The 22,544-nt window shown below is 67.1% G+C and carries 27 protein-coding genes and 1 other RNA gene; 7 read left to right on the forward strand and 21 right to left on the reverse strand.

The features are described 5' to 3' along the window. Positions 1–94: 94 nt before the first annotated feature. The 18 genes from Q9235_RS12185 to rpmH all read right to left on the reverse strand — a co-directional run bounded on the left by Q9235_RS12185 (position 95) and on the right by rpmH (position 13,543). Entirely contained in the window at positions 95–541 is a 447-nt protein-coding gene (locus Q9235_RS12185; protein ID WP_306227593.1) for a YqaA family protein, read from the reverse strand. Beyond that, positions 538–1,068, reverse strand: coding sequence for a DUF1697 domain-containing protein (locus Q9235_RS12190; RefSeq protein WP_306227595.1), 531 nt, complete (start codon positions 1,066–1,068; stop codon positions 538–540). The genes Q9235_RS12185 and Q9235_RS12190 overlap by 4 nt, the downstream gene beginning before the upstream one ends. A 19-nt stretch (positions 1,069–1,087) precedes the next feature. Next, positions 1,088–2,062, reverse strand: coding sequence for a type I pantothenate kinase (coaA, locus tag Q9235_RS12195; RefSeq protein ID WP_306228244.1), 975 nt, complete (start codon positions 2,060–2,062; stop codon positions 1,088–1,090). An 81-nt stretch (positions 2,063–2,143) separates the two neighbouring features. Then, positions 2,144–2,461, reverse strand: a complete 318-nt coding sequence (locus tag Q9235_RS12200) for a phosphoribosyl-ATP diphosphatase (protein ID WP_306227596.1) — start codon at positions 2,459–2,461, stop codon at positions 2,144–2,146. Positions 2,462–2,625: 164 nt separating this feature from the next. Beyond that, positions 2,626–3,390 (reverse strand): imidazole glycerol phosphate synthase subunit HisF, encoded by a 765-nt coding sequence (hisF, locus tag Q9235_RS12205; protein ID WP_306227598.1) that lies wholly within the window; start codon positions 3,388–3,390, stop codon positions 2,626–2,628. Beyond that, complete coding sequence (hisA, locus tag Q9235_RS12210; protein WP_306228245.1) at positions 3,387–4,142, reverse strand: 1-(5-phosphoribosyl)-5-[(5-phosphoribosylamino)methylideneamino]imidazole-4-carboxamide isomerase; 756 nt, start codon at positions 4,140–4,142, stop codon at positions 3,387–3,389. The genes hisF and hisA overlap by 4 nt, the downstream gene beginning before the upstream one ends. Next, on the reverse strand, positions 4,130–4,786 hold the full coding sequence (gene hisH / locus Q9235_RS12215; RefSeq protein WP_306227601.1) for an imidazole glycerol phosphate synthase subunit HisH: 657 nt from the start codon (positions 4,784–4,786) through the stop codon (positions 4,130–4,132). Before hisH ends, hisA begins: the two co-directional genes overlap by 13 nt. Further along, entirely contained in the window at positions 4,783–5,271 is a 489-nt protein-coding gene (locus tag Q9235_RS12220) for a DUF2628 domain-containing protein (protein WP_306227603.1), read from the reverse strand. Before Q9235_RS12220 ends, hisH begins: the two co-directional genes overlap by 4 nt. Before the next feature lie 9 nt (positions 5,272–5,280). Further along, positions 5,281–5,868 (reverse strand): imidazoleglycerol-phosphate dehydratase HisB, encoded by a 588-nt coding sequence (gene hisB, locus Q9235_RS12225; protein WP_306227604.1) that lies wholly within the window; start codon positions 5,866–5,868, stop codon positions 5,281–5,283. A 189-nt stretch (positions 5,869–6,057) separates the two neighbouring features. After that, a complete protein-coding gene (gene metZ / locus Q9235_RS12230) occupies positions 6,058–7,254 on the reverse strand; it encodes an O-succinylhomoserine sulfhydrylase (protein WP_306227606.1) in 1,197 nt (398 codons plus the stop codon). Between the two features lie 117 nt (positions 7,255–7,371). After that, positions 7,372–8,112 carry a pyrimidine 5'-nucleotidase gene (locus tag Q9235_RS12235; protein WP_306227608.1) on the reverse strand — a complete coding sequence of 247 codons (741 nt, stop codon included), beginning with the start codon at positions 8,110–8,112 and terminating at the stop codon, positions 7,372–7,374. A gap of 203 nt (positions 8,113–8,315) precedes the next feature. Continuing rightward, entirely contained in the window at positions 8,316–9,212 is an 897-nt protein-coding gene (argB, locus tag Q9235_RS12240; protein ID WP_306227610.1) for an acetylglutamate kinase, read from the reverse strand. A gap of 85 nt (positions 9,213–9,297) precedes the next feature. Continuing rightward, positions 9,298–9,666 (reverse strand): DUF423 domain-containing protein, encoded by a 369-nt coding sequence (locus tag Q9235_RS12245; protein ID WP_306227611.1) that lies wholly within the window; start codon positions 9,664–9,666, stop codon positions 9,298–9,300. A 6-nt stretch (positions 9,667–9,672) separates the two neighbouring features. After that, positions 9,673–10,338 carry a ribosome biogenesis GTP-binding protein YihA/YsxC gene (gene yihA, locus Q9235_RS12250; RefSeq protein ID WP_306227613.1) on the reverse strand — a complete coding sequence of 222 codons (666 nt, stop codon included), beginning with the start codon at positions 10,336–10,338 and terminating at the stop codon, positions 9,673–9,675. Between the two features lie 10 nt (positions 10,339–10,348). Continuing rightward, on the reverse strand, positions 10,349–10,996 hold the full coding sequence (locus Q9235_RS12255) for a CatB-related O-acetyltransferase (protein WP_422678330.1): 648 nt from the start codon (positions 10,994–10,996) through the stop codon (positions 10,349–10,351). A gap of 34 nt (positions 10,997–11,030) precedes the next feature. Next, positions 11,031–12,890 carry a membrane protein insertase YidC gene (gene yidC, locus Q9235_RS12260; RefSeq protein ID WP_306228246.1) on the reverse strand — a complete coding sequence of 620 codons (1,860 nt, stop codon included), beginning with the start codon at positions 12,888–12,890 and terminating at the stop codon, positions 11,031–11,033. Between the two features lie 47 nt (positions 12,891–12,937). Continuing rightward, positions 12,938–13,354 (reverse strand): ribonuclease P protein component, encoded by a 417-nt coding sequence (gene rnpA, locus Q9235_RS12265; RefSeq protein WP_306227617.1) that lies wholly within the window; start codon positions 13,352–13,354, stop codon positions 12,938–12,940. Between the two features lie 54 nt (positions 13,355–13,408). After that, on the reverse strand, positions 13,409–13,543 hold the full coding sequence (gene rpmH / locus Q9235_RS12270; RefSeq protein ID WP_038364779.1) for a 50S ribosomal protein L34: 135 nt from the start codon (positions 13,541–13,543) through the stop codon (positions 13,409–13,411). Positions 13,544–13,786: 243 nt separating this feature from the next. Between rpmH and ffs the strand changes: the two genes are divergently transcribed. The 4 genes from ffs to recR all read left to right on the forward strand — a co-directional run bounded on the left by ffs (position 13,787) and on the right by recR (position 16,952). Next, positions 13,787–13,883: signal recognition particle sRNA small type (gene ffs, locus Q9235_RS12275), an RNA gene on the forward strand. 87 nt (positions 13,884–13,970) lie between these two features. After that, entirely contained in the window at positions 13,971–15,842 is a 1,872-nt protein-coding gene (locus Q9235_RS12280; RefSeq protein WP_306227626.1) for a DNA polymerase III subunit gamma/tau, read from the forward strand. A gap of 21 nt (positions 15,843–15,863) precedes the next feature. Continuing rightward, the gene (locus tag Q9235_RS12285; RefSeq protein WP_306227628.1) at positions 15,864–16,184 is read left to right on the forward strand and encodes a YbaB/EbfC family nucleoid-associated protein; all 321 of its coding nucleotides are present in this window, start codon (positions 15,864–15,866) and stop codon (positions 16,182–16,184) included. Between the two features lie 162 nt (positions 16,185–16,346). After that, positions 16,347–16,952 carry a recombination mediator RecR gene (recR, locus tag Q9235_RS12290; protein ID WP_306227629.1) on the forward strand — a complete coding sequence of 202 codons (606 nt, stop codon included), beginning with the start codon at positions 16,347–16,349 and terminating at the stop codon, positions 16,950–16,952. A 7-nt stretch (positions 16,953–16,959) separates the two neighbouring features. On the opposite strand, the gene Q9235_RS12295 is transcribed toward recR, so the two are convergent. Beyond that, positions 16,960–17,655: an outer membrane protein gene (locus Q9235_RS12295; protein ID WP_306227630.1), complete on the reverse strand. Its 696-nt coding sequence runs from the start codon at positions 17,653–17,655 to the stop codon at positions 16,960–16,962. A 180-nt stretch (positions 17,656–17,835) separates the two neighbouring features. Between Q9235_RS12295 and Q9235_RS12300 the strand changes: the two genes are divergently transcribed. From Q9235_RS12300 to Q9235_RS12310, 3 genes are all read left to right on the forward strand, one after another. Then, complete coding sequence (locus Q9235_RS12300; RefSeq protein WP_306227631.1) at positions 17,836–18,885, forward strand: YihY/virulence factor BrkB family protein; 1,050 nt, start codon at positions 17,836–17,838, stop codon at positions 18,883–18,885. Then, positions 18,885–20,120, forward strand: coding sequence for an NAD(P)/FAD-dependent oxidoreductase (locus tag Q9235_RS12305; protein WP_306227634.1), 1,236 nt, complete (start codon positions 18,885–18,887; stop codon positions 20,118–20,120). Before Q9235_RS12300 ends, Q9235_RS12305 begins: the two co-directional genes overlap by 1 nt. A gap of 115 nt (positions 20,121–20,235) precedes the next feature. Beyond that, positions 20,236–21,105: a VOC family protein gene (locus tag Q9235_RS12310; protein ID WP_306227636.1), complete on the forward strand. Its 870-nt coding sequence runs from the start codon at positions 20,236–20,238 to the stop codon at positions 21,103–21,105. 8 nt (positions 21,106–21,113) lie between these two features. On the opposite strand, the gene Q9235_RS12315 is transcribed toward Q9235_RS12310, so the two are convergent. Together Q9235_RS12315 and cysK are read right to left on the reverse strand one after the other, a co-directional pair. Continuing rightward, positions 21,114–21,566: a GNAT family N-acetyltransferase gene (locus tag Q9235_RS12315; protein WP_306227639.1), complete on the reverse strand. Its 453-nt coding sequence runs from the start codon at positions 21,564–21,566 to the stop codon at positions 21,114–21,116. Then, positions 21,563–22,534 carry a cysteine synthase A gene (cysK, locus tag Q9235_RS12320; RefSeq protein WP_306227642.1) on the reverse strand — a complete coding sequence of 324 codons (972 nt, stop codon included), beginning with the start codon at positions 22,532–22,534 and terminating at the stop codon, positions 21,563–21,565. Before cysK ends, Q9235_RS12315 begins: the two co-directional genes overlap by 4 nt. Positions 22,535–22,544: the final 10 nt, after the last annotated feature.

The following is a 22,544-nucleotide window of genomic DNA, read 5'->3' on the forward strand; positions in this document are numbered from 1 at the left end:
CTTCGCTGGTAGCCCGGCCCGGCCGGTTTCGCAAATGGTATGCGCCTGACCAAAGGGAAGTTTTCGCGGAAGCCGCGCGGTGAGGCCGCTACGGTCAGGCGAGGCTCGCCCAGCCGGCCCAGAGCGCCGCATAGCGCGCGGCCTTGCCGATCAGGACGAGCAGCGTGAAACGCCAGAACGGGTAGTTCAGCGTTCCCGCGACGAAAGTCAGCGGATCGCCGACGATCGGGACCCACGCCAGCAGCAGCGAGGGCCAGCCGAAGCGGGCGAACAGGCCTTGCGCCTGGGCGAAGCGCTTCGGATCGGGCCTTACGCGCACCGGCAGCTTCTCGACGCCGTGGCGCGCGATCATCAGGCCGAGCCACCAGTTCAGGATCGAGCCGGCGGTGTTCGCGAGACTCGCCGTCATGAACAGGGCGAGCGGATCGACGCTCTTGGCCGCGAGCAGCCCGACAAAGACGGCTTCCGACTGCGCCGGCAGTAGCGTCGCGGCGACGAAGGCCGCAGCCGCCATCGCGGCGAGGGCGGACAGGCCGGTCATCGGTCGAGCATGGCGGCCAGCGCCTTGACCGTATTGGCGTTGCGCAAGGTGCCGATGCCGAGCTTCTTGGTCGTCAGTTGCGAGAGCAGCCTGGCTTCGCTGGGCTTACCCGCGAAATCGATCCAGAGATCGCCGTCCCTGAGCGCGAGGCTCATGCCCGGCGCCGCGATCGCCTCCAGCCTGGGCAGGACGTCCGGGCCGAGCGGCTGGCGCATGACGCGGATGCCGATATCGGCGCCGTCCCCGTCCGGAAAGGGGTTTTGCGCCGCCAGTCTTCCCCAGGCCGGTGCCGTGCGCAGGATGATATCGACAGGTTTGCCGAAACGGGCGCGGAAACCCGCCTCCAACCGGCTCTCGATCTCGGCGATCGGCGCGTCCTCGCCCTCGAAGATCAGGTTTCCGGTTGCGACCCAGGTTCGCGGATTGGCGAAGCCGAGCTCCGTCGCCATCGCCTTCAGGTCGGCCATGACCAATCGCTTGCCGGGGCCGAGCACGATCGAGTGCAGCAGGGCGACATAGATCGTCATCGCAGTCCCGGAGCCCGCGCTACAGCCGCCGCAGCGCGACCTGCTGGATGCGGTGGCTCGCGCCCTTGGTCAGGATCAGGCTGGCACGTTGGCGCGTCGGCAGGATGTTCTCCTGCAGGTTCGGCAGGTTGATCCCGGTCCAGAGTTTTTCGGCGATGGTGAGCGCCTCCTCCTCGCCGATCTCCGCATATTTGCGGAAGAACGAGCGCGGATCGCGGAAGGCCGTCTGGCGCAGCGTCATGAAGCGGTTGACGTACCAGCGGTGCAGGTCGTTCTCGTCGGCATCGAGATAGACCGAGAAGTCGAAATAATCGGAGACGAAGGGGATCACCGTGCCGTCCTTCGGCATCCGGCTCGGCTGCAGGACGTTGAGCCCTTCCAGAATGAGGATATCCGGCCGCTCGACCGTCACCGTCTCGCCGGGCACGACGTCATAGACGAGATGCGAGTAGACGGGCGCGGTCACTTGCGGCTTGCCGGCCTTGACGTCGGAGAGGAAGCGCAGGATCGCCGCGCCGTCATAGCTCTCCGGGAAGCCCTTGCGTCCCATCAGGCCGCGCCGCTCCAGCTCGGCATTGGGCAGGAGGAAGCCGTCGGTGGTCACGAGCTCGACCTTCGGCGTGTTCGGCCAGCGCGAGAGCAGCGCCTTGAGCACGCGCGCCGTGGTCGACTTGCCGACCGCGACCGAGCCGGCGACGCCGATCACATAGGGCACCTTGGCCTCTGCCTCGGCCATCAGGAAGCGCTGCGTCGCCTTGAACAGCCCCTGCGTCGCCGCGACATAGAGCGAGAGCAGGCGCGACAGCGGCAGATAGATCGCCACGATCTCATCGAGCGAGATCGGATCGTTGAGCGATTGCAGCTTGGTGAGATCGTCGACCGAGAGCGTCAGCGGGGCGTCGGCGCGCAGGTGCGCCCATTCGTCCCGCGAGAAGGCGCGGTAGGGCGAGACGAGGTCGCGTTCCGGGGGAGTGGAGATCAGGCGCTGGTCCATGACGCGACCCGCAATCCAGGCTTCGAGGTTCAAGGGAGGGTCATCCTGCCGGGTCCATCCTCACGCAACTCAACCGGCCGATTACCGGGGTCTGGCCGCCTTTTCCGCCAGTCCGGAGCGGGCCGTGCGGGCCTCAAGCTGGCTCAAGACGTCTTGCAATGCAACATCGCGCGCCCGAAGCACAACCAAAAGATGATAGAGCACGTCGGCACTCTCGGCGATCAGTTCGGCCCGGTCGCCCTTCACCGCGGCGATGACGGCCTCGACCGCCTCCTCGCCGAATTTCTTGGCGGCGCGCTCCGGCCCGGCGGCGAGCAGCTTCGCCGTCCAGGATTCCTCGGGCGAGGCGGCGGCGCGCTCGGCGACGCGGGCTTCGAGATCGGAGAGGGTGAAGGTCATGCTGAACCTCTGTCATTCCGGGGCTTCGCGGAGCGAAGAACCCGGAACCCACGACGGGGTGAGACATCCGATGCCCAGTTGCGAGCGGCGCGCCCGGTCGTGGGTTCCGGGTTCGCGCCTGCGGCGCGCCCCGGAATGACAAGGGAAAGGAGCCCCGCCATGTTTCAGTCCAGCCTCATCCTGAGCCCGGCTTCCGCCATATGCGCCTTGGCCTGGCCGATCGTGTAGGTTCCGAAATGGAAGATCGAGGCGGCGAGCACGGCCGAGGCATGGCCTTGCGCGACGCCGGCGACGAGATCGTCGAGATCGCCGACGCCGCCCGATGCGATGACGGGGACCGAGACCGCATCAGCGATCGCGCGCGTCAGGCCGAGATCGTAGCCGACCTTGGTGCCGTCGCGATCCATCGAGGTGACCAGCAGTTCCCCGGCGCCGAGCGAGACGACCTCGCGGGCGAAGGCGACGGCCTCGATCCCGGTGGCGTTGCGCCCGCCATGGGTGAAGATCTCCCAGCGGCCGGGCGTCACCTGCTTGGCATCGATGGCGACGGTGATGCACTGCGCGCCGAACTTCTCGGCTGCTTCCCTGACGAACTGGCGGTTGGTCACGGCGGCCGTGTTGATCGAGACCTTGTCGGCCCCGGCGAGCAGCAGCGCGCGGATATCCTCGACCTTGCGCACGCCGCCGCCGACGGTGAGCGGCATGAAGCAGGCTTCGGCCGTGCGGGTGACCACGTCGAACAGGATGCCGCGATCCTCGTGGCTCGCTGTGATGTCGAGGAAGCAGAGCTCGTCGGCGCCGGCCGCGTCATAGGCCTTGGCGGCTTCGACGGGGTCGCCGGCATCGACGAGATCGAGGAACTTCACGCCCTTGACGACGCGGCCGTCCTTGACGTCGAGGCAGGGGATGATGCGGGTCTTCAGCGTCATGCCGTCGCTCCCGTGCCGGCTGTAGCCAGCCGCTTCAGCGCCACCGCCGGATCGATGCGCCCGTCATAGAGCGCCCGGCCCGTGATCGCACCCTCCAGGATCGCGGCGTCATCGGCGCAGAGGCGCTCGATATCGGTCATCGAGGCTAAGCCCCCCGAGGCGATGACCGGGATCGAGACGGCCTGCGCCAGCGCGATCGTGCCGTCCCAGTTGATACCCTGGAGCATGCCGTCGCGTGCGATGTCGGTGTAGATGATCGCGGCGACGCCGGCATCCTCGAAGCGCTTGCCGAGATCGGCCGCCGCCAGCGAGGAGGTCTCGGCCCAGCCTTCCACGGCCACGAAGCCGTCGCGCGCGTCGATTCCAACCGCGACCTGGCCCGGAAAGGCCTTCGCCGCCTCGCGCACGAAGCCGGGATCGCGCACCGCCGCCGTGCCGATAATGACGCGGCGAATGCCCTTCTCCAGCCAGCCGGCGACCGTCTTCATGTCGCGGATGCCGCCGCCGAGCTGCACCGGAAACGCGACGCGCTTCAGGATCGCTTCGACCGCGGCCGCGTTCATCGGCTTGCCGGCGAAGGCTCCGTCGAGATCGACGACATGCAGCCACTGGAACCCTTGCGCCTCGAAATCGGCGGCCTGGGCAGCCGGATCATCGTTGAAGATCGTGGCCTGCGCCATGTCGCCCTGCTTCAGCCGGACGCAGCGGCCTTCCTTCAGGTCGATCGCGGGAAAGAGGATCATGGTGCCCAGCTCAGGAAATTCGTGATGAGCTTCAGCCCCAGCTTCTGGCTCTTCTCAGGGTGGAATTGCGTGCCGGCAACGTTGCCATGCGCGACCATCGCGGTGACCGGTCCGCCATGGTCGGTCAGGGCCAGTACGTCCTGCGGGCGCGCCGCCGACAGCGCGTATGAATGCACGAAATAGGCGTGCAATCCCTGCGGGCCGGTCTCTATGCCGTCGAGCAGCGGGTGCTCGTCCTGCTTGTGCAGGGTGTTCCAGCCCATATGCGGGATCTTGAGGGCGTCGTCCTTCGGCTCGATCAGCATGACGTCGCCGGGAATCCAGCCGAGCCCCTGCGTCACCGTATATTCCAGCCCGCGCGAGGCGAGGAGCTGCATGCCGACGCAGATGCCGAGGAAGGGCCGGCCCTTGGCCTGCACGACCTCTTCCAGCGTCTCGACCATGCCCGGCACCGCATCGAGCCCGCGCCTGCAATCGGCGAAGGCGCCGACGCCCGGCAGCACGATGCGATCGGCCGCGCGCACAACGTCGGTGTCGCTGGTGACGTGGATGGTCGAGGGGATGCCGGCCTCAGTCGCCGCCCGCTCGAAGGCTTTCGCGGCCGAGTGCAGGTTGCCCGAGCCGTAATCGATAATCGCGACGCTCTGGCTCATCGGCCCCGGGCCTCCGGGAACAGGCCGATGATCGGCAGCGGCCCGCTCGGCCGTGCCGTGGTCGTGGCCGGCGCGGCCTCGACGCGCGGCAGCGCCGCTTCGCCGGCCAGAGCCCGCTCGAAATAGCGGCGCTCGGCCTCGGCCAGGTTGCGCGCCTCGACGACATCGGCGAGCCGCCAGCCCTGCCGGGTCAGCTTGCGCATGACGATGTTGTTGCCCTCGACGCCGAGGAACAGCGCGATCGACCAGTAGATCAGCGAGAGCGCGCTGGCATGCAGGCCGAAGCGGCTGTTCAGCCAGATCAGCAGGCCCCAGACCAGCACGAAGAGCAGCGTCGCCAGCCAGAGCCGCTTGCCGAGCAGCCAGAGGCCGGTGAGCAGGAAGGCGCCCCAGGCGAAATGCTCGGGGATCAGCCGCGCCTGTTCGATCTCTTCGCGCCGGTCGCCGCCAACGGGCGGTGGCGTCATGACGGTGTAGAACGGCATCGGGACCTCCTACAGCGCGCCCTTGGTCGAGGGGACGCGGTCGCCCTCGCGCGGATCGACATCCAGCGCCTGCCGCAGCGCCCGCGCCAGCCCCTTGAAGCAGCTCTCGGCGATATGGTGGGCGTTGTCGCCGTAGAGCGTCTCGACATGCAGCGTGATGCCCGCATTGATCACGAAGGCCTGGAAGAACTCGCGCACCAGCTCGGTATCGAAGGTGCCGATCTTCTGCGCCTTGAACTCGGTGCGAAAGACCAGGAACGGCCGGCCGGAGACGTCGACGGCGACGCGGGTCAGGGTCTCGTCCATCGGCAGGTGGACATCGGCATAGCGCCGGATGCCCTTCTTCGAGCCGAGCGCCTGTTTCAGGGCCTCGCCCATGGCGATGCCGGCATCCTCGACCGAGTGATGGTCGTCGATATGGGTGTCGCCCTTCACCTTGACCGTGAGATCGATCAGCGAATGGCGGGCGAACAGGTCGAGCATATGGTCGAAGAAGCCGACGCCGGTGGCGATCTCGGCCTTGCCGGTGCCGTCGATCAGGAGCGAGACCGCGATATCGGTCTCGTTGGTGCGGCGCTTCACTTCGCCCGAACGCATGTTGGCCTCTCAAGCCTTTAGCGGGAAACGGCCCCGCTTTAGCAGGGGCGGGCGGGGATGGCCACAGGGGCGGGAGTCTCCGCCGTCATGCTCGCCCGTGTGGCGAGCATCCACGTCTTGAACACGGCCTTGTACCAGCGAAGACGTGGATGGTCGGGACAAGCCCGAACATGACGGAAACGGGGTGGCTCACACCTTCGCCAGCGCCTGCTCCAGGTCGGCGATCAGGTCGTCATGGTGCTCCAGCCCGATCGAAAGGCGGATCAGGCCGTCGCTGACGCCCATCGCGGCGCGGACCTCCGGCGTGAAACGCTGATGCGTCGTCGTCGCCGGATGGACGATCAGGCTCTTGGCGTCGCCGAGATTGTTGGAGATGCGGATCAGCTTGCAGGCGTCGAGCAGGCGATAGGCGCCTTCCTTGCCGCCGGGAACCTCGAACGCGATCATGGTCGAGGGGCCGCTCATCTGGCGCTTGATGATCTCGGCCTGCGGATGGTTCTTGTGGCCGGGGAAGATCACCTTGGTCGGCTTCGCCTGCGCCGCCAGCCAGTCGGCGACCTTGGTCGCGTTCTCGGCCTGCTTGCCGACGCGCAAAGGCAGCGTTTCCAGCGCCTTCAGCATCACCCAGGCGTTGAAGGGCGAGAGGATCGGGCCGGTCTGGCGCAGGTAGTTCTGGATATCGGCTTCGATCAGTTCCTTCGAGCCGAGGATGAGGCCGCCGAGGCAGCGGCCCTGGCCGTCGATATGCTTGGTCGCGGAATAGACGACGATATCGGCGCCGAGCTCCAGCGGGCGCTGGTAGAGCGGCGTGGCGAAGACATTGTCGACCACGAGCTTGGCGCCGGCTCCCTTCGCAATCCTGGCGATGGCGGCGATGTCGAGAACTTCCAGCGTCGGGTTCGACGGCGATTCCAGGAAGAACAGCTTGGTGTTGGGACGCACCGCCTTGCGCCAGGCATCGAGATCGGTGCCCTCGACCAGCGTCGTCTCGACGCCGTAGCGCGGCAGGTGGTCCTCGATGATGTAGCGACAGGAACCGAACAGCGCGCTCGCCGCCACGACATGGTCGCCGGCCCTGACCGGCGCCATCATCGCCGCGGTCACCGCCGCCATTCCGGTCGCGGTGGCGCGGCAGGCCTCGGCGCCCTCGAAGGAGGCCATGCGGGCCTCCAGCATCGCCGTCGTCGGATTGCCGAGCCGGCCGTACTGGAAGCCGGGATCGGTGTTCAGGAAGCGGCCCTCGGCCTGCGCGGCATTGTCGTAGACATGGCCCTGCGTCAGGTAGAGCGCTTCCGAGGTCTCGCCGAACTGGGATCGCTGGATGCCGTCATGGACGAGGCGGGTCTCGGGATGCAGCTTGGCTGCGGCTTTGTCCGGTGACGGCATGGAACTCTCGATCCGTTCTTTATAACGGACAGGAGCAGTATCAGCTCCCAAGGAGTTCGTAAAGAAGAACGGAATTTCCTTTTTCAGGGAAGCTGAGCGGGAGGAAACGCCTCCTGCTCAGGTCTGCCGTTCGTCGGACCGTCCGAGCGGCCTGAGGAAGCCGGTGAGATCGGCCGTGACATGGTGGACATGGCCGGCCTCGATCGCGGACTGTTCCCAGGCCTCGCGGAAGGGATCGGGCGTCTGCGGGATGATCAGCACGGTCTTCATGCCGAGGTCGCTCGGCACGATCAGGTTCTTTTCGATATCCTCGAACATCGCGGCGCGGCCGGGATCGACGGAGTGCTTGGCGAGGAAGTTCTCGTAGGTCGCGCGCTCGGGCTTCGGCAGGAAGCCGGCATGGACGATGTCGAAGATATCCTCGAACTGGTCGAGGATGCCGAGCTTGCCGGCGACGTTCCTGGCATGGCCGACCGAGCCGTTGGTCAGGATCAGCTTGCGGCCGGGCAAAGCCTCGAGCGCCGCACCGAGCTCCGGATTGGGCTCAAGCAGCGTCAGGTCGATGTCATGAGCGAAGTCGAGGAACTGATCGGGGTCGATCTGGTGCTCCTCCATCAGCCCTTTCAGCGTCGTGCCATAGCGGTGGTAGTAGTACTGCCGCAGGGCATGCGAGGACAGGCCGTCGAGCCCGAACAGCTCCTGCAGGAACAGAGTGATGCGCTCGTTGACCTGCGGCCAGACGCGGCTCTCGTGCGAGTACAGCGTGTTGTCGAGATCGAAGATCCAGTGGTCGACATGCGCGAAGCTTTCCGCCGTCAGGGGCGGGGTCGCGGCAGGTGTGTCTGCGAGTATTTTCATTGGACTCCGAGATGTGGCGAGCCGGAGTCTGCGCCGCAAGTCCTTGGGCAAGGCTTAATCGGGGCAATCCTTGAAACGCTCGACGCCGTCGTCCCGGACAAGCGGCGAAGCCGCGCCGATCCGGGATCCATGCCCGAACCGTTCCGGAATGGATCCCGGGTCTGCGCTTCGCTCCGCTCGGGATGACGGCGTGAAAGCTCCTCTCAACGCCGGATGATCGTGCCGGCGCCGGTATCGGTGAAGAGCTCGATCAGCGCCGCATGCGGCACCTTGCCGTCGAGGATGACGACGGCCTCCACGCCCTTTTCCAGCGCGTAGATGCAGGTCTCGATCTTCGGGATCATGCCGCCGGAGATCGTGCCGTCGGCGATCAGGTGGCGGCATTCCTCGATCGTGAGTTCGGAGATGAGCTGCTTGTCCTTATTCAGGACGCCCGGCACGTCGGTCAGCAGCAGCAGGCGCTTGGCGTTGAGCGCCCCGGCGATGGCGCCCGCGAAAGTGTCGGCGTTGACATTGTAGGTCTGGCCGTCGGCGGCGGCGCAGACCGGCGCCAGGACCGGGATCAGCTCGGCCTTGAGCACCGCATCGAGCACGGTGGTATTGACCTTCTCGGGCTCGCCGACGAAGCCGAGGTCCAGGACCTCCTCGATCTTGGAATCGGGATCGACGACGGTGCGCGTCACCTTGCGGGCGGTGACCATGTTGCCGTCCTTGCCGCAGAGCCCGATGGCGCGCCCGCCCTCGCGGGTGATGTAGCCGACGATCTCCTTGTTGACCGAGCCGGCCAGCACCATCTCGACGACCTCGACGGTGGCTTCGTCGGTGACGCGCAAGCCCTGCTTGAACTCGGACTGGATGCCGAGCTTCTTCAGCATCGCCGCGATCTGCGGGCCGCCGCCATGGCAGACGACGGGTTTAAGGCCGGACTGCTCGAGCAGCACGATATCCTCGGCGAAATCCTCGGCGGTGGCCGCGTCGCCCATGGCGTTGCCGCCATACTTGATGACGATGATCTCCTGGTCGTAGCGCTGCATATGCGGCAGCGCCTGCACCAGCAGTTCTGCGGATTGCGACGGCGTCAGGTGGGGATGGTCGGTCATTCGGGCAGGCTCCGCGCGGCCGCAAGGACAGATGCGGGGCGCTTCTAGCCCAAGATCGAGCGAGGCGGAAGAACGCTGACGCCGTTCAGCCGCGCTTCGCGGTCACGGCGGCGACTGCAAGCCCGAGCCAGCCGCCGAGCATGAACCAGCCGCCGATAGGGGCCGCGCGCGGGAACAGCCCTTCATTGGCGAAGCCGCGCCGGGCGAGATCGGCCGCGAACAGGGCCGCGCCGAGGATGGCGGCCGAGAGCGCGATACGAGCGATGACGTCATGAAGATGTCCGCCCCTGCGCGCGGCCGTGGCGCCGATCACGACCGAGGCATGGAACAGCAGCATCTGGCCGGCGGTCTGGACATTCGCCGTGCCCGTGATGTGCGCGGCAGCCGCCAGCAGGGCGACGCCGGCAAAGCCCATCAGCGCGGCGAGGGCTAGATGGATTTTCGTCGCGGTCATCGCGCTTCAGCCGTGTTCGCCCAGCACGCGGCCGATCGCGGCGCGGAATTCCGGGATGCCCATGCCGGTTTCGCTGGAGGTCAGCAGCACTTCCGGGAAGGCGGCCGGGCGGCGCTTGATCTCGTCGAAGGTCGCTTCGGTCATGAAGGTCTGGTCGGCCTTTTTCAACGCGTCGCCCTTGGTCAGCACGACCTGATAGGACACGGCGGCCTTGTCGAGCGTCTCCAGCACCGCGCCATCGACATCCTTGATGCCGTGGCGGGCATCGATCAGCACATAGACGCGCATCAGGTTGGAGCGGCCGCGTAGGTATTCGTGGATCAGCCTGGTCCAGGCCGCGACCTTCTCCTTGCCGACGGCGGCATAGCCGTAGCCGGGCATGTCGACGATGGTCAGGCGCTCGTCATGGTCGACCTGGCGGAAGAAATTGAGCTGTTGCGTCCGGCCCGGCGTATGCGAGGTGCGCGCCAGCGCGTTGCGCCGCGTCAACCCGTTGATCAGGCTCGACTTGCCGACATTGGAGCGCCCGGCGAAGGCGATCTCCTGGCCGACCATCGGCGGCAGGTCGTCGATCTTGGTCGAGGCCCAGACGAAATCCCACGGGCCCTCGAAGAGCTTGCGGGCGGCCTCGATCTCCTCGGCGTCATAGGGCTTTGTCGTCGATGTGGTCATGGCGTCCTGCCTACACGGCCCTGTGCAGCGCGTCGATATCGGCGCCCTGGATCGCGTCGATATGGCGCGCGATCTTGTCCGCCGGCCAGTCCCACCAGCGGATCGCCAGCAACTCGGACACGATCTCCGGCGCAAAGCGCATCTTGACGATCCGGCCGGGATTGCCGGCGACCACCGCATAGGGAGGCACGTCCTTGGTCACCTGCGCCCGCGTGCCGATGATCGCGCCGTCGCCGATCGTCACGCCCGGCATGATCACCGCCTCGCGCCCGATCCAGACATCGTTGCCGATCACCATGTCGCCGCGGTTGTTCGGGCCGGGGCGCTTCAGGCTCTCGGGATCGCCGAGGCCGAACATCTGGAAGGGGAAGGTCGAGAACCCGCCGATCGGATGGTTGGCGCCGTTCATGATGAACTGCGCCGCCTGCGCGATCGCGACGAATTTCCCGATGATCAGGCGGTCGCCGATGAAGTCGAAATGATAGCGCACGCAGCGGGCGACGAAATGCTCCGGTCCGCGCGAGTCGTCGTAATAGCTGTAATCGCCGATTTCGATGAGCGGATGGTCGACCACCGCCTTCAGGAAGGCCGTGCCCTTCCAGCCGGGGATCGGATGGCGCGTGCTCGGATCGGGCAATGGCATCGGGTCGGCCTTCAAAAGCGAAGGGCGGGAAACCCCGCCCTTCGATCACTCACTTCTTGTTGCTGTTGGCGGGGTTGGGCGCTCCGCCTGCGGCTGCCGGCTTCTTGCCGAACATGCCCTTGAGGTTGTCGAAGAGTTCGATCTTCACCCCGTTCTTCTTCATGATGTAGCCCTGCTGGAGCACCGAGAGCAGGTTGTTCCAGCTCCAGTAGATCACCAGGCCGGCCGGGAACGAGCCGAGCAGGAAGGTGAAGAACACCGGCATCCAGGTGAACATCATCTTCTGGACCGGGTCCGGCGGCTCCGGGTTCATCTTCATCTGGATGAACATCGTGATGCCCATGATGATCGGCCAGATGCCGAGGTGCAGATAGCTCGTCATCGCCGCCGGCAGGAAGAAGAAGATATTGCTCGGGTCCGGCGCGGCGAGATCGTGAATCCACCCGAAGAACGGCGCGTGCCGCATCTCGATGGTGATGAACAGGATCTTGTAGAGCGCGAAAAACACCGGGATCTGCAGCAGCACCGGCCAGCAGCCGGCGACCGGGTTGATCTTCTGCGTCTTGTACAGCTCCATCAGAGCCTGCTGCTGCTTCATCTTGTCGTCCGCGTAGCGCTCGCGGATCGCCGTCATCTCCGGCTGCATCGCCTTCATCTTCGCCATCGAGGCGTAGGATTTGTTGGCGAGCGGGAAGAACAGGATCTTGAGCAGCACCGTGACGATCAGGATCGCGACGCCGAAATTGCCGATGTGCTTGTAGATCCAGTCGAGCACGAAAAAGAGCGGCTTGGTGATGAAATAGAACCAGCCCCAGTCGATCAGCAGCTCGAAGCGCTTGATGCCGAGATTCTTCTCATAGCCGTCGATGGCCGCGACTTCCTTGGCGCCGGCGAACATCCGGGCACTGGAGGAGGCCGTGGCGCCCGGCGCGACTGCAACGCCTTCCCCGAGGAAATCGGCTTGGTAGGTGCGGCCGGTGCCGGTCTGGACTGAGGAGTAGCGGCCCTCGTACTTGCGCTGCTGGTCGGGGATGACCGCGGCGGCCCAGTACTTGTCGGTGATGCCCAGGAAGCCGCCGACCGCGTCCTTCCAGGTCCTGCCGGCGGTGCCCGGCGAGAGCAGCGGCTCCTTGTCGAGCTTGTCGTAGGTGTATTCCTGCAGGCCCTGCTCGCCGAGATTGCCGACGAGGCCCTCGTGCAGCACGTAATAGCCGAGTGTCGCCGGCTTGCCCTGGCGGACGATCTGGCCATAGGGGAACAGGGTGACGGCGGCGCCGCCCTTGTTCTCGACCTCGTCGCGGATCGTGAACATGGCGTTGTCGTCGACGCTGACGACGCGCTTGAAGGTCAGGCCCTGGCCGTTGTCCCAGCTCAGCGTGACCGGCTTGGCCGGGGTCAGGACCTGATCGTCGGCGGTCCAGACCGTCGTCGCGTTCGGCAGGGCGACAGTCGTGCCAGGCGCCGCGACCCAGCCGAAATCGGAATAATAGGCGTTCGGTCCGCCGATCGGCGAGAGCAGGACGATGTTCGCGCTCTTCGGATCGACGGTCTCGCGATAGGCCTTGAGCGAGACGTCGTCGATGCGCGCGCCGGTCAGCGAGAGCGAGCCGGCGATCTTGGGCGTGTCGATCTTGACGCGCGGGCTCGCGGCCAGCGCCTGCTCGCGGGTGCCGATCTGCTGCGGAGCAGCGGTGCCGGGCACGGCGGAGCCGGCGGGTTGACCGGGCGTGGCGGGAGCCGGAGTGGAGCCGGATGCGCCGGGGACCTGCTGGCTCTGCGCCTGCTGGTTCTGCTGAGCGGCCTGCTTCTGCTTTTCCATCTGCGGCACGCCGTAGAAGAACTGCCAGCCGAGCAGCACGACCACGGACATGACGATCGCGAGAAGCAGATTTCGGTTGTCTTCTTTCATCATGGTCGGAAACGGATCTCGCTTGGTCCGGCAGGGGCGCGGCGGGTTCAGGCTTGCGAAGGCGTGCCGCGCTTGGGATGCGGGCGGCGCCTGTCAGCATGCGGCTTGTGAGGCTTTGCCCGGTCGATGGCAATCGAAAGATCGGTGACGAGCGTCTTAAATCGCGCCGTCAGCACGTCGGAGCGCGCGACGACCACGATGTCGCAGGGCCGTTCGGCCTGGCTGGCGAGCGCCAGCTTCGCCGCTTCGCGCAGGCGCCGGCGGATGCGGTTGCGCTTCACGGCATTGCCGGTCTTGCGCGAGGCCGTGAGGCCGAGCCTCAAGGCCACGGGTTCGCCACCCTTGCGGGGCTCGTCGGGCGCGGCGTCGCGCACCTGCGCCATGAAGGCGGACGAACGAAAACGGCGGCCGTGCTCGGCCGCCGCCAGGAATTCTTTGCGTTGCGTCAGACGGGCGAGGCGCATGGCGATTGGCCTGTCTTCCGAAACCGGCGCGCTGTCGTGACGCGCCAGGGCTCGTCAGGCCGACAGGCGCTTGCGGCCGTGGGCGCGGCGAGCGGCGATGACCTTGCGGCCACCCTTGGTCGCCATGCGGGCGCGATAGCCGTGGCGGCGCTTGCGAACCAGCTTGCTGGGTTGATAGGTTCTCTTCACGGTCCGTCTCCGGGGCCTTTATGAGCACGACGGCCGCGGCTTTCCGGGGAAAGCATGGCCAACCGAGCCTGTCATGCGATAAGGGTCGGCGCCGCCTTTCGGCTGCGCAGGTCGCGGGCTTATGACGGATGGACGACACCAAGTCAACGCCAAACTGGCAGCTTCAGGCCTGACTGCGACGAAGCTTCGCGGTTGCCGAGATGCCGGCTTGCGATTCTCCGAGACATCCCCGATATAGCGGGCGGGAGGTTGGCGAGGGACGTCTCACTCGCCAACCGGGTCAGGTCCGGAAGGAAGCAGCCCTAACGAGACCGAACGGGTCTTCGTCCAGCCTCCCACCTCATGCGCGTCTGAAAGCGCCGGACCGAACACGGGGCCGGCGTTGCGCCATTGACTCATCGCCTCCCGATTGGCGAAACCAGTTTCCATGATCGATCCGAACGACGCCGCCTCTGCTGACGAACCGGGATTCGCCGGGTTCGATCCGGCGCCTGCGCCGCAAGCTTCCGCCAATGGGGCACCCGCGCCCTATCGCGTGCTGGCGCGAAAATACCGGCCGGCGCATTTCGGCGACCTGATCGGCCAGGAAGCGATGGTGCGCACGCTGACCAACGCCTTCGCGGCCGGCCGCATCCCGCAGGCCTGGATGCTGACCGGCGTCCGTGGCGTCGGCAAGACCACGACCGCCCGCATCCTGGCGCGCGCGCTGAACTTCCAGACGCCCGACGGGCAGGGCGCCCCGACCACCGATCTCCGCGAATTCGGCATCCATTGCCGCGAGATCATCGAGGGCCGCCATATCGACGTGATGGAGATCGACGCCGCCTCCAACAACAGCGTCGACAATATCCGCCAGATCAACGACGCCGTGCGCTATGCGCCGGTCTCCGCGCGCTACAAGGTCTATATCGTCGACGAGGTGCACATGCTCTCGACCGGCGCCTTCAACGCGTTCCTGAAGACGCTGGAGGAACCGCCGCCGCATGCGAAGTTCATCTTCGCGACGACGGAAATCCGCAAGGTGCCGATCACGGTCTTGTCGCGCTGCCAGCGCTTCGACCTGCGCCGCGTCGAATCCGACGCGCTGGTCGATCATCTCGCCAATATCTGCCGGGCCGAGAGCGTCGATGCCGAGCAGGAGGCGCTCGCGGCGATCGCCCGCGCCGCCGAGGGCTCGGTGCGCGACTCGCTCTCGATCCTCGATCAGGCCATCGCGCATGCCGCCGGCCGGATCACGCTCGACGACATCCGCTCGATGCTCGGCCTCGCCGACCGGGCCCGCGTCATCGATCTCTTCGAGGCTGTGATGAAGGGCGACATCGCTTCGGCTCTCGGCGAATTGCGCGCGCAATACGATGCCGGCGCCGACCCGGTCGTGGTGCTGAACGACCTCGCCGAATTCACCCATCTCGTGACGCGCCTCAAGCTCGTGCCCGAGGCGGTGAAGGACAACAGCCTCGCCCAGGCCGAGCGCGTGCGCGGCGGCGATTTCGCCCAGCGCCTCTCGGTCCGCATCCTCGCCCGCACCTGGCAGATGCTGCTCAAGGGCATTGCCGAGGTGAAGCAGGCCGACCGGCCGGTGATGGCCGCCGAGATGGTCCTCGTTCGCCTCGCGCACGCCGCCGACCTGCCGACGCCCGACGAGGCCCTGAAGATGCTACGCGACGGCATGGGCTCCGTCCCTGCCGGCAATGGCGGCGGCAATGGCATGGGCATGCCGCGCCCGCCCTCCGGTGGCGGCAACACCGCGCTCGCCGCCCGCCCGATCCTCGCTAGCGCCAATCCGGCGCCCGCTCCGGTCGCACGCGCTGTTGCTGCGCCGATGGCGATCGTAGCCTCGCTGGAGGATGTCGTCGCGCTGGCATCCCAGCATCGCGACATCACGCTCAAGATCGCGCTGGAGCGCGATATCCGGCCGGTACGCTTCGAGCCCGGCCGCATCGAATTCTCGCTGGCCGAGGGAGCCTCGCGCACCCTTGCGCAGGATCTGTCGCGACGTCTCAAGGAATGGACTGGCCAGACCTGGATGGTCGCCGTCGTCAATGACGAAGGTGGCGCCACCATGCGGGAGCAGGCGGCGGCCGCGAAGGACCAGCGCGAGAGCGACGCGGCGGCTCACCCTTCCGTCAAGGCGGTGCTGGAGCGCTTTCCGGGCGCCCGCATCGTCGATGTCCGCGATCCCCGCGCCATCGCCGCGGCCGAAATGGCTGCCGTGACACCGACCGAAGACGAATACCTGCCCGATGCCGAGCCCCTGTTCGACGATTCCGAACCGGATTTCGACGGCATCGATTTCTGACGATCCCGAGGAGGATTTCCCGTGCGTGACATGATGGGCCTGATGAAGCAGGCGCAGCAGATGCAGCAGAAGATGGCCGACATGCAGGCCGAGTTCGACTCGATCGAGGTCGAAGGCGGCGCCGGCGGCGGCATGGTCACGGTGACGATGACGGCAAAGGGCGCGCTCAAGGGCGTGAAGATCGATCCGAGCCTGATGGTGCCGGACGAGCGCGAGATCCTCGAGGACCTGATCGTCGCCGCCGCCAACGACGCCCGCACCCGCGGCGAGCGCGTCATGCAGGAGCGCATGGCCGAGATCACCAAGGGCCTGCCGATCCCGCCGGGCATGAAGCTGTTTTGATCGCGAGAGGAGCCGCCCCTTGTCATTCCGGGGCTTCGCGAAGCGAAGAACCCGGAACCCACGACTTAGCCGGTTCTATCGTGACAATGCATCCTGCCGCGCTCACCCGGTCGTGGCTTCCGGGTTCGGCCTGCGGCCGCCCCGGAATGACAAGGTAGTGCCATGCCCCGCGCCATTGCCGGTCCCGAGATCGAGAGGCTGATCCAGCTCCTGGCCAAGTTGCCGGGGCTCGGGCCGCGCTCGGCCCGGCGTGCGGCGCTGCATCTCGTCAAGAAGCGCGAGCAACTGCTCGGCCCGCTCTCGGAAGCGATGGCGGTCGCGCGCGAACGCATCGTCGTCTGCGCCCGCTGCGGCAATGTTGATACCAGCGACCCCTGTGGCCTCTGCACTGATCCGCGCCGCGACGATTCTCTGATCGTCGTCGTCGCCGACATCTCCGATCTCTGGGCGCTGGAGCGTTCGGGCGCGGTCTCCGGCCGCTACCATGTGCTGGGCGGCGTTCTCTCGGCGCTCGACGGCGTGCGCCCTGAACACCTTTTGCTCGACGCGCTGGTGGCGCGCGCGTCGGACCCAGCGGTGAAGGAGGTCATCCTCGCGCTGAGCGCGACGGTCGACGGCCAGACCACGGCGCATTTCATCACCGATCTCCTCGCGCATCTGCCGGTGAAGGTGACCAAGCTCGCCCATGGCGTGCCTGTCGGAGGCGAGCTCGACTATCTCGACGACGGCACGCTCGCCGCCGCCATCCGCCAGCGCACGGGATTCTGAGGAAGTCTCAGAATTTATAGGCGACGCTGGCGCGGGCGCTGTGGCTCGTCAGGTCCTGCGAGCCGGTCAGGCCCGGGAAGGCGCCGGAGCTGGCGAAGCGGTTCCGCCCGAAATCGGTGTAGCGATATTCGGCGCCGAGGATCAGGTTGTCGGTAAAGGCGAAATTGACGCCGGTACCGATCGTCCAGCCGGTCCGCGCGCTGGTCAGCCGCTCGCCGAAGCCGGCACCGGGCGCGAAGACGCGCCGCTCGTATTCCGTGAAGGAGACGCCGCCGGTGCCGTAGACCATCCAGCGGTCGAAGGCGAGGCCGAGGCGGGCGCGGGCCGAGCCCTGCCAGTCCTGGCTGACGCGGGCGGAGAGGCCGATCCCGTCGAAGCGGCTGCGGCTGTTCAGCGCTTCGACATCGCCCTCGACGCCGAGAACGATGCCGCCGAGCTGATAGTTGAAGCCGGCATGGGCGCCGCCGAAAGCCGAATCCGCGCCGACGCGGAAGCTGACGGGTGCGAAGCCGCTACCCATCCGCACGCGGCTGTCACCCCAGGCATAGCCGCCCTGGAGACCCGCATAGAAGCCGGTCCAGGAATAGAGCGCCGGCAGTTCCGGAGCCGGCGGCAAGGCGACCTTGCGCGGGTCGGCCGCATAGGCCGCGCCCGACAGCAGGATCGCGAGGCCCGTCAGGCCGGTTCTGAACAGCTTCGTCATCGGGCTTATCCGGAGGGACAGGGAAGCGCCTGCCGCTCGGCTGCGCCCCGTCATAACGAAGCATTAAGGTTAACAATCGGCTAAGCCGCCCTAGCGTGGGTTCCCGGCCGGAACGATTGCGAATGCGGCCCGTTGCTCGCAAGCTGTGGCAGAAACGGCAGGCGGAGCGCGAAACCCGAGATGGCTTTCCTCAAACGGATCACGGGCGCGGCCGGGATCGGGGTCGCGCTCGGCTATCTGTCGGGAGTGGTGGCGGACAAGCTCGGGCGGCGCCAGGCGGAGGCCGTGCGCGGCCGGCTGGCGAAGACGCCGCTGCAGATGACCTGGCTCGGCTGGAAGGACGTGCTGCTGCGCTTCATCGGCAATGTCGCCGAGAATCGCCTGTCCTCGCTTGCCGGCGCGGTCGCCTTCTTCACGCTGCTCTCGCTGGTGCCGGCTTTGTCGCTGCTGGTCACGATCTACCGCTATTTCACCGATCCAGCGACCATCGCCGAGCAGCTCGACACGGTGACGACCATGTTTCCGCAGGCGGCGCGCGAGCTCATCCACGAGCAGGCGATGCGGCTCTCGACCCAGTCAGGCTTCACCCTGTCGCTGACCTTCTGGATCAGTCTCGGCGTCGCGATCTGGTCGGCCAATGCGGCGGTGAAGGCGCTCTTCGACGCACTCAACATCATCTATCGCGAGGGCGAGAAGCGCAGCTTCCTCAAGCTCAACGCGATCTCGCTCTTCACCACGGTCAGCGGCGTCGTCCTGCTCGCGGCAGCGCTGGTCGCCATCGCCAGCCTGCCGGTGGTGACCGCTCTCTTTCCCTTCCATTCCGAGCTTGAGCGCCTGATCCGCCTCGTCCGCTGGCCGTCCTTCTTCGTCATGGCGACACTCTCGATCGCGATCCTCTACTGGATCGGCCCCAGCCGCGAGCGCGTGCGCTTCGTCTGGGTCATGCCCGGCGCCATCGCGGCGGCCCTGTTCTGGGGGGCCGCCTCCTACCTGTTCTCCTGGTATGTCTCGACGCTCGGCAATTACACGGCGGCCTATGGCTCGCTGGCGACCGTCGTCGTGTTCATGACCTGGCTCTGGCTCTCGGCGACGATCGTGCTGGCCGGGGCCGAGCTCAATGCCGAGCTGGAGCACCAGACGGCGCACGACACCACGACCGGCCGGCCGAAGCCGCTCGGCCAGCGCGGCGCCGCCATGGCCGACAGGGTCGGCCCGGCAAGGGCGGATTGATGCTCGATCCGCAGGACACGCGCCACGAGGACCTGCGCAGCGGCAAGGGACCGTGGCGTCCGCTTCTGCAGCGCCCCATGGGGCGGGCGCTTGAAGCGGATACGCGCTGCGACGTCGCGATCGTCGGCGGCGGCATCACCGGTGCCCTCGTCGCCGAGCACCTGACGGCGATGGGCCTGGACGTCATCCTGATCGACCGGGAGCGCGAGGGTTTTGGCAGCACGGCAGCCTCGACCGCGATGCTGCAATGGGAGATCGACCTCGGATTGTCCGAACTTGCGGCGCTCTACGGCTTTGCCGCCGCGGCAGAGGTCTATCGCCTGAGCTTCCAGGCCGTCGAAGGCTTGCGCAGGCTGGTCGGCGATCTCGCGCTATCCTGCGGCTTCGCGCCGCGGCAGACCGTCTATCTCGCGGCGGGCGAGAGCGGTCCGCGCGAACTGCTCGACGAAATGCGGCTTCGCGAGCGCGCTGGCCTGCCCGGCAGCTTCGTCGAGCATGCCGCCCTGCGCGAGGCTTTCGGCTTCGACCGGGCGGCGGCTATCGTCTCGCCGGGCTCGGCCGAGGCCGATCCGCTCAGCCTCTGCCACGGCCTCCTCGCGACATATGTGCAGCGTGGAGCGAGGCTGATCCGCGACGAGGCGGTCGGCTTCGACGGCGCTGGCCGTTCGGCGGCCGTCACACTCGCCAGTGGGCGGGTCGTAGAGGCCGATCGGATCGTGCTCGCCACCGGCTATGTCATGCCGGACATCGTCAGCGACGACCTGCACCGCGTCGCGTCGAGCTGGGCGATCGCGACGGTCCCGCAAGCGCCGCAGGCACTCTGGCCCGGCCCCGCGCTCGTCTGGGAGGCGTCGGCAGATTACTGCTACTGCCGCACGACTGCGGATGGCTGCATCGTCTTTGGAGGCGAGGACGAGGCTTTCGACGATCCCGGCCGGCGCGAGGCGCTCGGTCCGGAAAAGACGAAGGCGCTGCAAGAGCGCCTGCATGCGCTGGTCCCGCATGCCGGTCTCGATCTCGACCATGCCTGGTCCGGAGCCTTCGGCCAGACCGAAGACGGCTTGCCCTTGATCGGGCGCGTGCCCGGCCATCCGCGCCTGCTCGCGGCCTATGGCTATGGCGGCAACGGCATCACCTTCAGCTTCATGGCCTCGCGCCTGATCGGCGCGCTGGTGAGCGGGCGGGAGAAGCGCTGGTTCCACCAATTCGCCATCGACCGTGCCCGCCCCGGCTGAGCGCGCGTCATTGCAAGCCTGCAATCGCAGCCTTGCCGGCCGGGTGGGCGACAAGACCGGGGGGAAGCGCCATTTTAGGGATGCGGCCGGCATGGCCGCCGCGAAAGGATTTCCCATGGTCGCAACGATCGAACGGACGGCATCCGCCGTCACCCTCGAAGCCCACAAGGCGCCGGTCTTCATCGGCGCTGTGACGCTGCGGGCGCATGATCTTCCCGCCCTGACGGCCTATTATCGTGACGCGATCGGCCTTCGCCTGATCCGGCAGGATGCGACGAGCGCCGATCTCGGTATCGGCGGGCACGTGCTCGTTCGCCTGGAAGCTGGCGCGACGCGGCCGACCTCCACCACCGGCCTGTTCCATCTCGCCATCCTGCTGCCGTCCAGGCGCGATCTCGCGAACTGGCTGCGGCATGCCGCGGTCACGCGCATTCCGCTCGAAGGCGCTTCCGACCATCTCGTCAGCGAGGCGCTCTATCTCTCCGATCCCGAAGGCAACGGCATCGAGATCTATCGTGATCGCAAGCGGGATGAATGGCCGCGCAAGCCCGATGGCAGCATCGCCATGGCGACCGAGCGGCTCGATCTCGACAAGCTGTTGAGCGAGGCCGACGAGGCCGCCTATGCCGGTATGCCGGAAGGCACGGGGATGGGCCATATCCATCTGCGCGTCGGCGACACCCTGGCGGCGGAAGCTTTCTATCGCGACCTGCTCGGCTTCGACCTGATGGTGCATTATCCCGGCGCGAGCTTCCTCTCAAGCGGCGGCTACCATCATCACATCGCCGGCAATATCTGGGGCAGCCGCGGTGCCGGCCCGCGCCGGCCGGGCGAAGCGGGGCTCGATCGCTTCGAGCTGGTTGCGCACGACGAGGCCGATTTCGCAGCGATGCGCCAGCGCATCCTGGCGGCCGGCGGCAGCGAGAGCGACGGCGCGCCGACGGTCACCGACCCCTGGAACAACCGGCTGGTTCTGGTGCGCTGAGACGCGCTTTAACGCGTCAGCAGATGCGAGCGGCGCGTTCCGCCCGTGTCGGGCGTGAAGCCGATCGACTCCCAGAAGGCGCTCGCGCGCGGGTCGGCTGCGCGTAATGACAATCGTGGCGCCAGATCCAGACCCTGTTGGATCAGCGCGGCGGCCAGAACGCGCCCGATACCGGCGCCGCGATGCAGCGGCCGGACATAGACATGCCGGACGCGCAACAGATCCGGCGCCGGGTCGTAAGGATCGGGCGTCAGCGCGCCGATCCCGGCGAGTTCGCCCTCATGATAGGCGGCGAAGGTGACGAAGCGCTCGTCCGCGCCGTCATAACGGCCGGCGAGCCATTCCTCGCGCAGTCCCTCGACGAAGCGGTAGCTTTCCGCGCTTGCTTCCTGGCGCAAGGCCTCGAAGTCGTCCGGCAGGCTTTCCGCCAGCCGGACGATCTGGATGGCCGTAGCTGTCACAGACCCTCGAACAGCGCGCTGGAGATGTAGCGCTCGGCGAAGGAGGGGATGATCACCACGATGGTCTTGCCGGCATTTTCCGGCTTGGCGCCGACCTCGAGCGCTGCCGCGACCGCTGCGCCCGACGAGATGCCGGCCGGGATGCCCTCGCTCTTGGCGAGCGCACGCGCCGTCTCGAAGGCCGTCTGGTTGCCGACGGTGACGACCTCGTCGATGATTCCGCGATCGAGGATGCCCGGCACGAAGCCGGCGCCGATGCCCTGGATCTTGTGCGGGCCGGCCTGGCCTCCGGACAGAACCGGCGAATCCTCCGGCTCGACCGCGACCATCTTCACGCTCGCCTTGCGCGCCTTCAGCACCTGGCCGACGCCGGTGATGGTGCCGCCGGTGCCGACGCCGGAGATGACGATATCGACCGCGCCATTGGTGTCGTTCCAGATCTCCTCCGCCGTGGTCTTGCGGTGGATCTCGGGGTTGTGCGGGTTCTCGAACTGCTGCGGGATGATCGAGCCCGGAATCTCGGCCTTGAGCTCCTCGGCCTTGGCGACCGCGCCGCGCATGCCGCCGGGGCCGGGCGTCAGCACGAGCTCGGCGCCAAGCAGGGCGAGCATCTTGCGCCGCTCCAGCGACATCGTCTCGGGCATGACCAGGATCAGGCGATAGCCGCGCGCGGCTGCGACGAAGGCGAGCGCGATGCCGGTATTGCCCGAGGTCGGCTCGATCAGCGTGCCGCCGGGCTTGAGCGCACCGGAAGCCTCCAGCGCGTCGATCATGTTGACGCCGATACGGTCCTTCACGCTCGATATCGGGTTGAAGAACTCGAGCTTGGCCAGGATCGTCGCCTTGACGCCGCGCTCGGCCGGCAGGCGGTTGAGCTTGACCAGCGGCGTATCGCCGATCGTGTCGGTGATCGAGTTGTAGATGCGTCCGCGTCCGGGCGCCTTCGTCGTCTTCTGTGCTTCGGCCATGACATGACTC

The sequence above is a fragment of the Bosea beijingensis genome (assembly GCF_030758975.1).
GTDB classification, from domain to species: domain Bacteria; phylum Pseudomonadota; class Alphaproteobacteria; order Rhizobiales; family Beijerinckiaceae; genus Allobosea; species Allobosea beijingensis.

Bases quoted from the DNA above. Each gene is read 5' to 3' on its own strand.
- Q9235_RS12220 (WP_306227603.1), bottom strand. From the start codon at position 5,271: ATGCCGTTCTACACCGTCATGACGCCACCGCCCGTTGGCGGCGACCGG.
- coaA (WP_306228244.1), bottom strand. From the start codon at position 2,062: ATGGACCAGCGCCTGATCTCCACTCCCCCGGAACGCGACCTCGTCTCG.
- Q9235_RS12190 (WP_306227595.1), bottom strand. From the start codon at position 1,068: ATGACGATCTATGTCGCCCTGCTGCACTCGATCGTGCTCGGCCCCGGC.
- hisH (WP_306227601.1), bottom strand. From the start codon at position 4,786: ATGAGCCAGAGCGTCGCGATTATCGATTACGGCTCGGGCAACCTGCAC.
- argB (WP_306227610.1), bottom strand. From the start codon at position 9,212: ATGACCGACCATCCCCACCTGACGCCGTCGCAATCCGCAGAACTGCTG.
- hisF (WP_306227598.1), bottom strand. From the start codon at position 3,390: ATGACGCTGAAGACCCGCATCATCCCCTGCCTCGACGTCAAGGACGGC.
- Q9235_RS12295 (WP_306227630.1), bottom strand. From the start codon at position 17,655: ATGACGAAGCTGTTCAGAACCGGCCTGACGGGCCTCGCGATCCTGCTG.
- rnpA (WP_306227617.1), bottom strand. From the start codon at position 13,354: ATGCGCCTCGCCCGTCTGACGCAACGCAAAGAATTCCTGGCGGCGGCC.
- yihA (WP_306227613.1), bottom strand. From the start codon at position 10,338: ATGACCACATCGACGACAAAGCCCTATGACGCCGAGGAGATCGAGGCC.
- hisB (WP_306227604.1), bottom strand. From the start codon at position 5,868: ATGCGTTCGGGCGAAGTGAAGCGCCGCACCAACGAGACCGATATCGCG.
- recR (WP_306227629.1), top strand. From the start codon at position 16,347: ATGCCCCGCGCCATTGCCGGTCCCGAGATCGAGAGGCTGATCCAGCTC.
- Q9235_RS12245 (WP_306227611.1), bottom strand. From the start codon at position 9,666: ATGACCGCGACGAAAATCCATCTAGCCCTCGCCGCGCTGATGGGCTTT.
- cysK (WP_306227642.1), bottom strand. From the start codon at position 22,534: ATGGCCGAAGCACAGAAGACGACGAAGGCGCCCGGACGCGGACGCATC.
- Q9235_RS12305 (WP_306227634.1), top strand. From the start codon at position 18,885: ATGCTCGATCCGCAGGACACGCGCCACGAGGACCTGCGCAGCGGCAAG.
- Q9235_RS12185 (WP_306227593.1), bottom strand. From the start codon at position 541: ATGACCGGCCTGTCCGCCCTCGCCGCGATGGCGGCTGCGGCCTTCGTC.
- Q9235_RS12300 (WP_306227631.1), top strand. From the start codon at position 17,836: ATGGCTTTCCTCAAACGGATCACGGGCGCGGCCGGGATCGGGGTCGCG.
- Q9235_RS12310 (WP_306227636.1), top strand. From the start codon at position 20,236: ATGGTCGCAACGATCGAACGGACGGCATCCGCCGTCACCCTCGAAGCC.
- Q9235_RS12235 (WP_306227608.1), bottom strand. From the start codon at position 8,112: ATGAAAATACTCGCAGACACACCTGCCGCGACCCCGCCCCTGACGGCG.
- Q9235_RS12200 (WP_306227596.1), bottom strand. From the start codon at position 2,461: ATGACCTTCACCCTCTCCGATCTCGAAGCCCGCGTCGCCGAGCGCGCC.
- yidC (WP_306228246.1), bottom strand. From the start codon at position 12,890: ATGAAAGAAGACAACCGAAATCTGCTTCTCGCGATCGTCATGTCCGTG.
- metZ (WP_306227606.1), bottom strand. From the start codon at position 7,254: ATGCCGTCACCGGACAAAGCCGCAGCCAAGCTGCATCCCGAGACCCGC.
- Q9235_RS12280 (WP_306227626.1), top strand. From the start codon at position 13,971: ATGATCGATCCGAACGACGCCGCCTCTGCTGACGAACCGGGATTCGCC.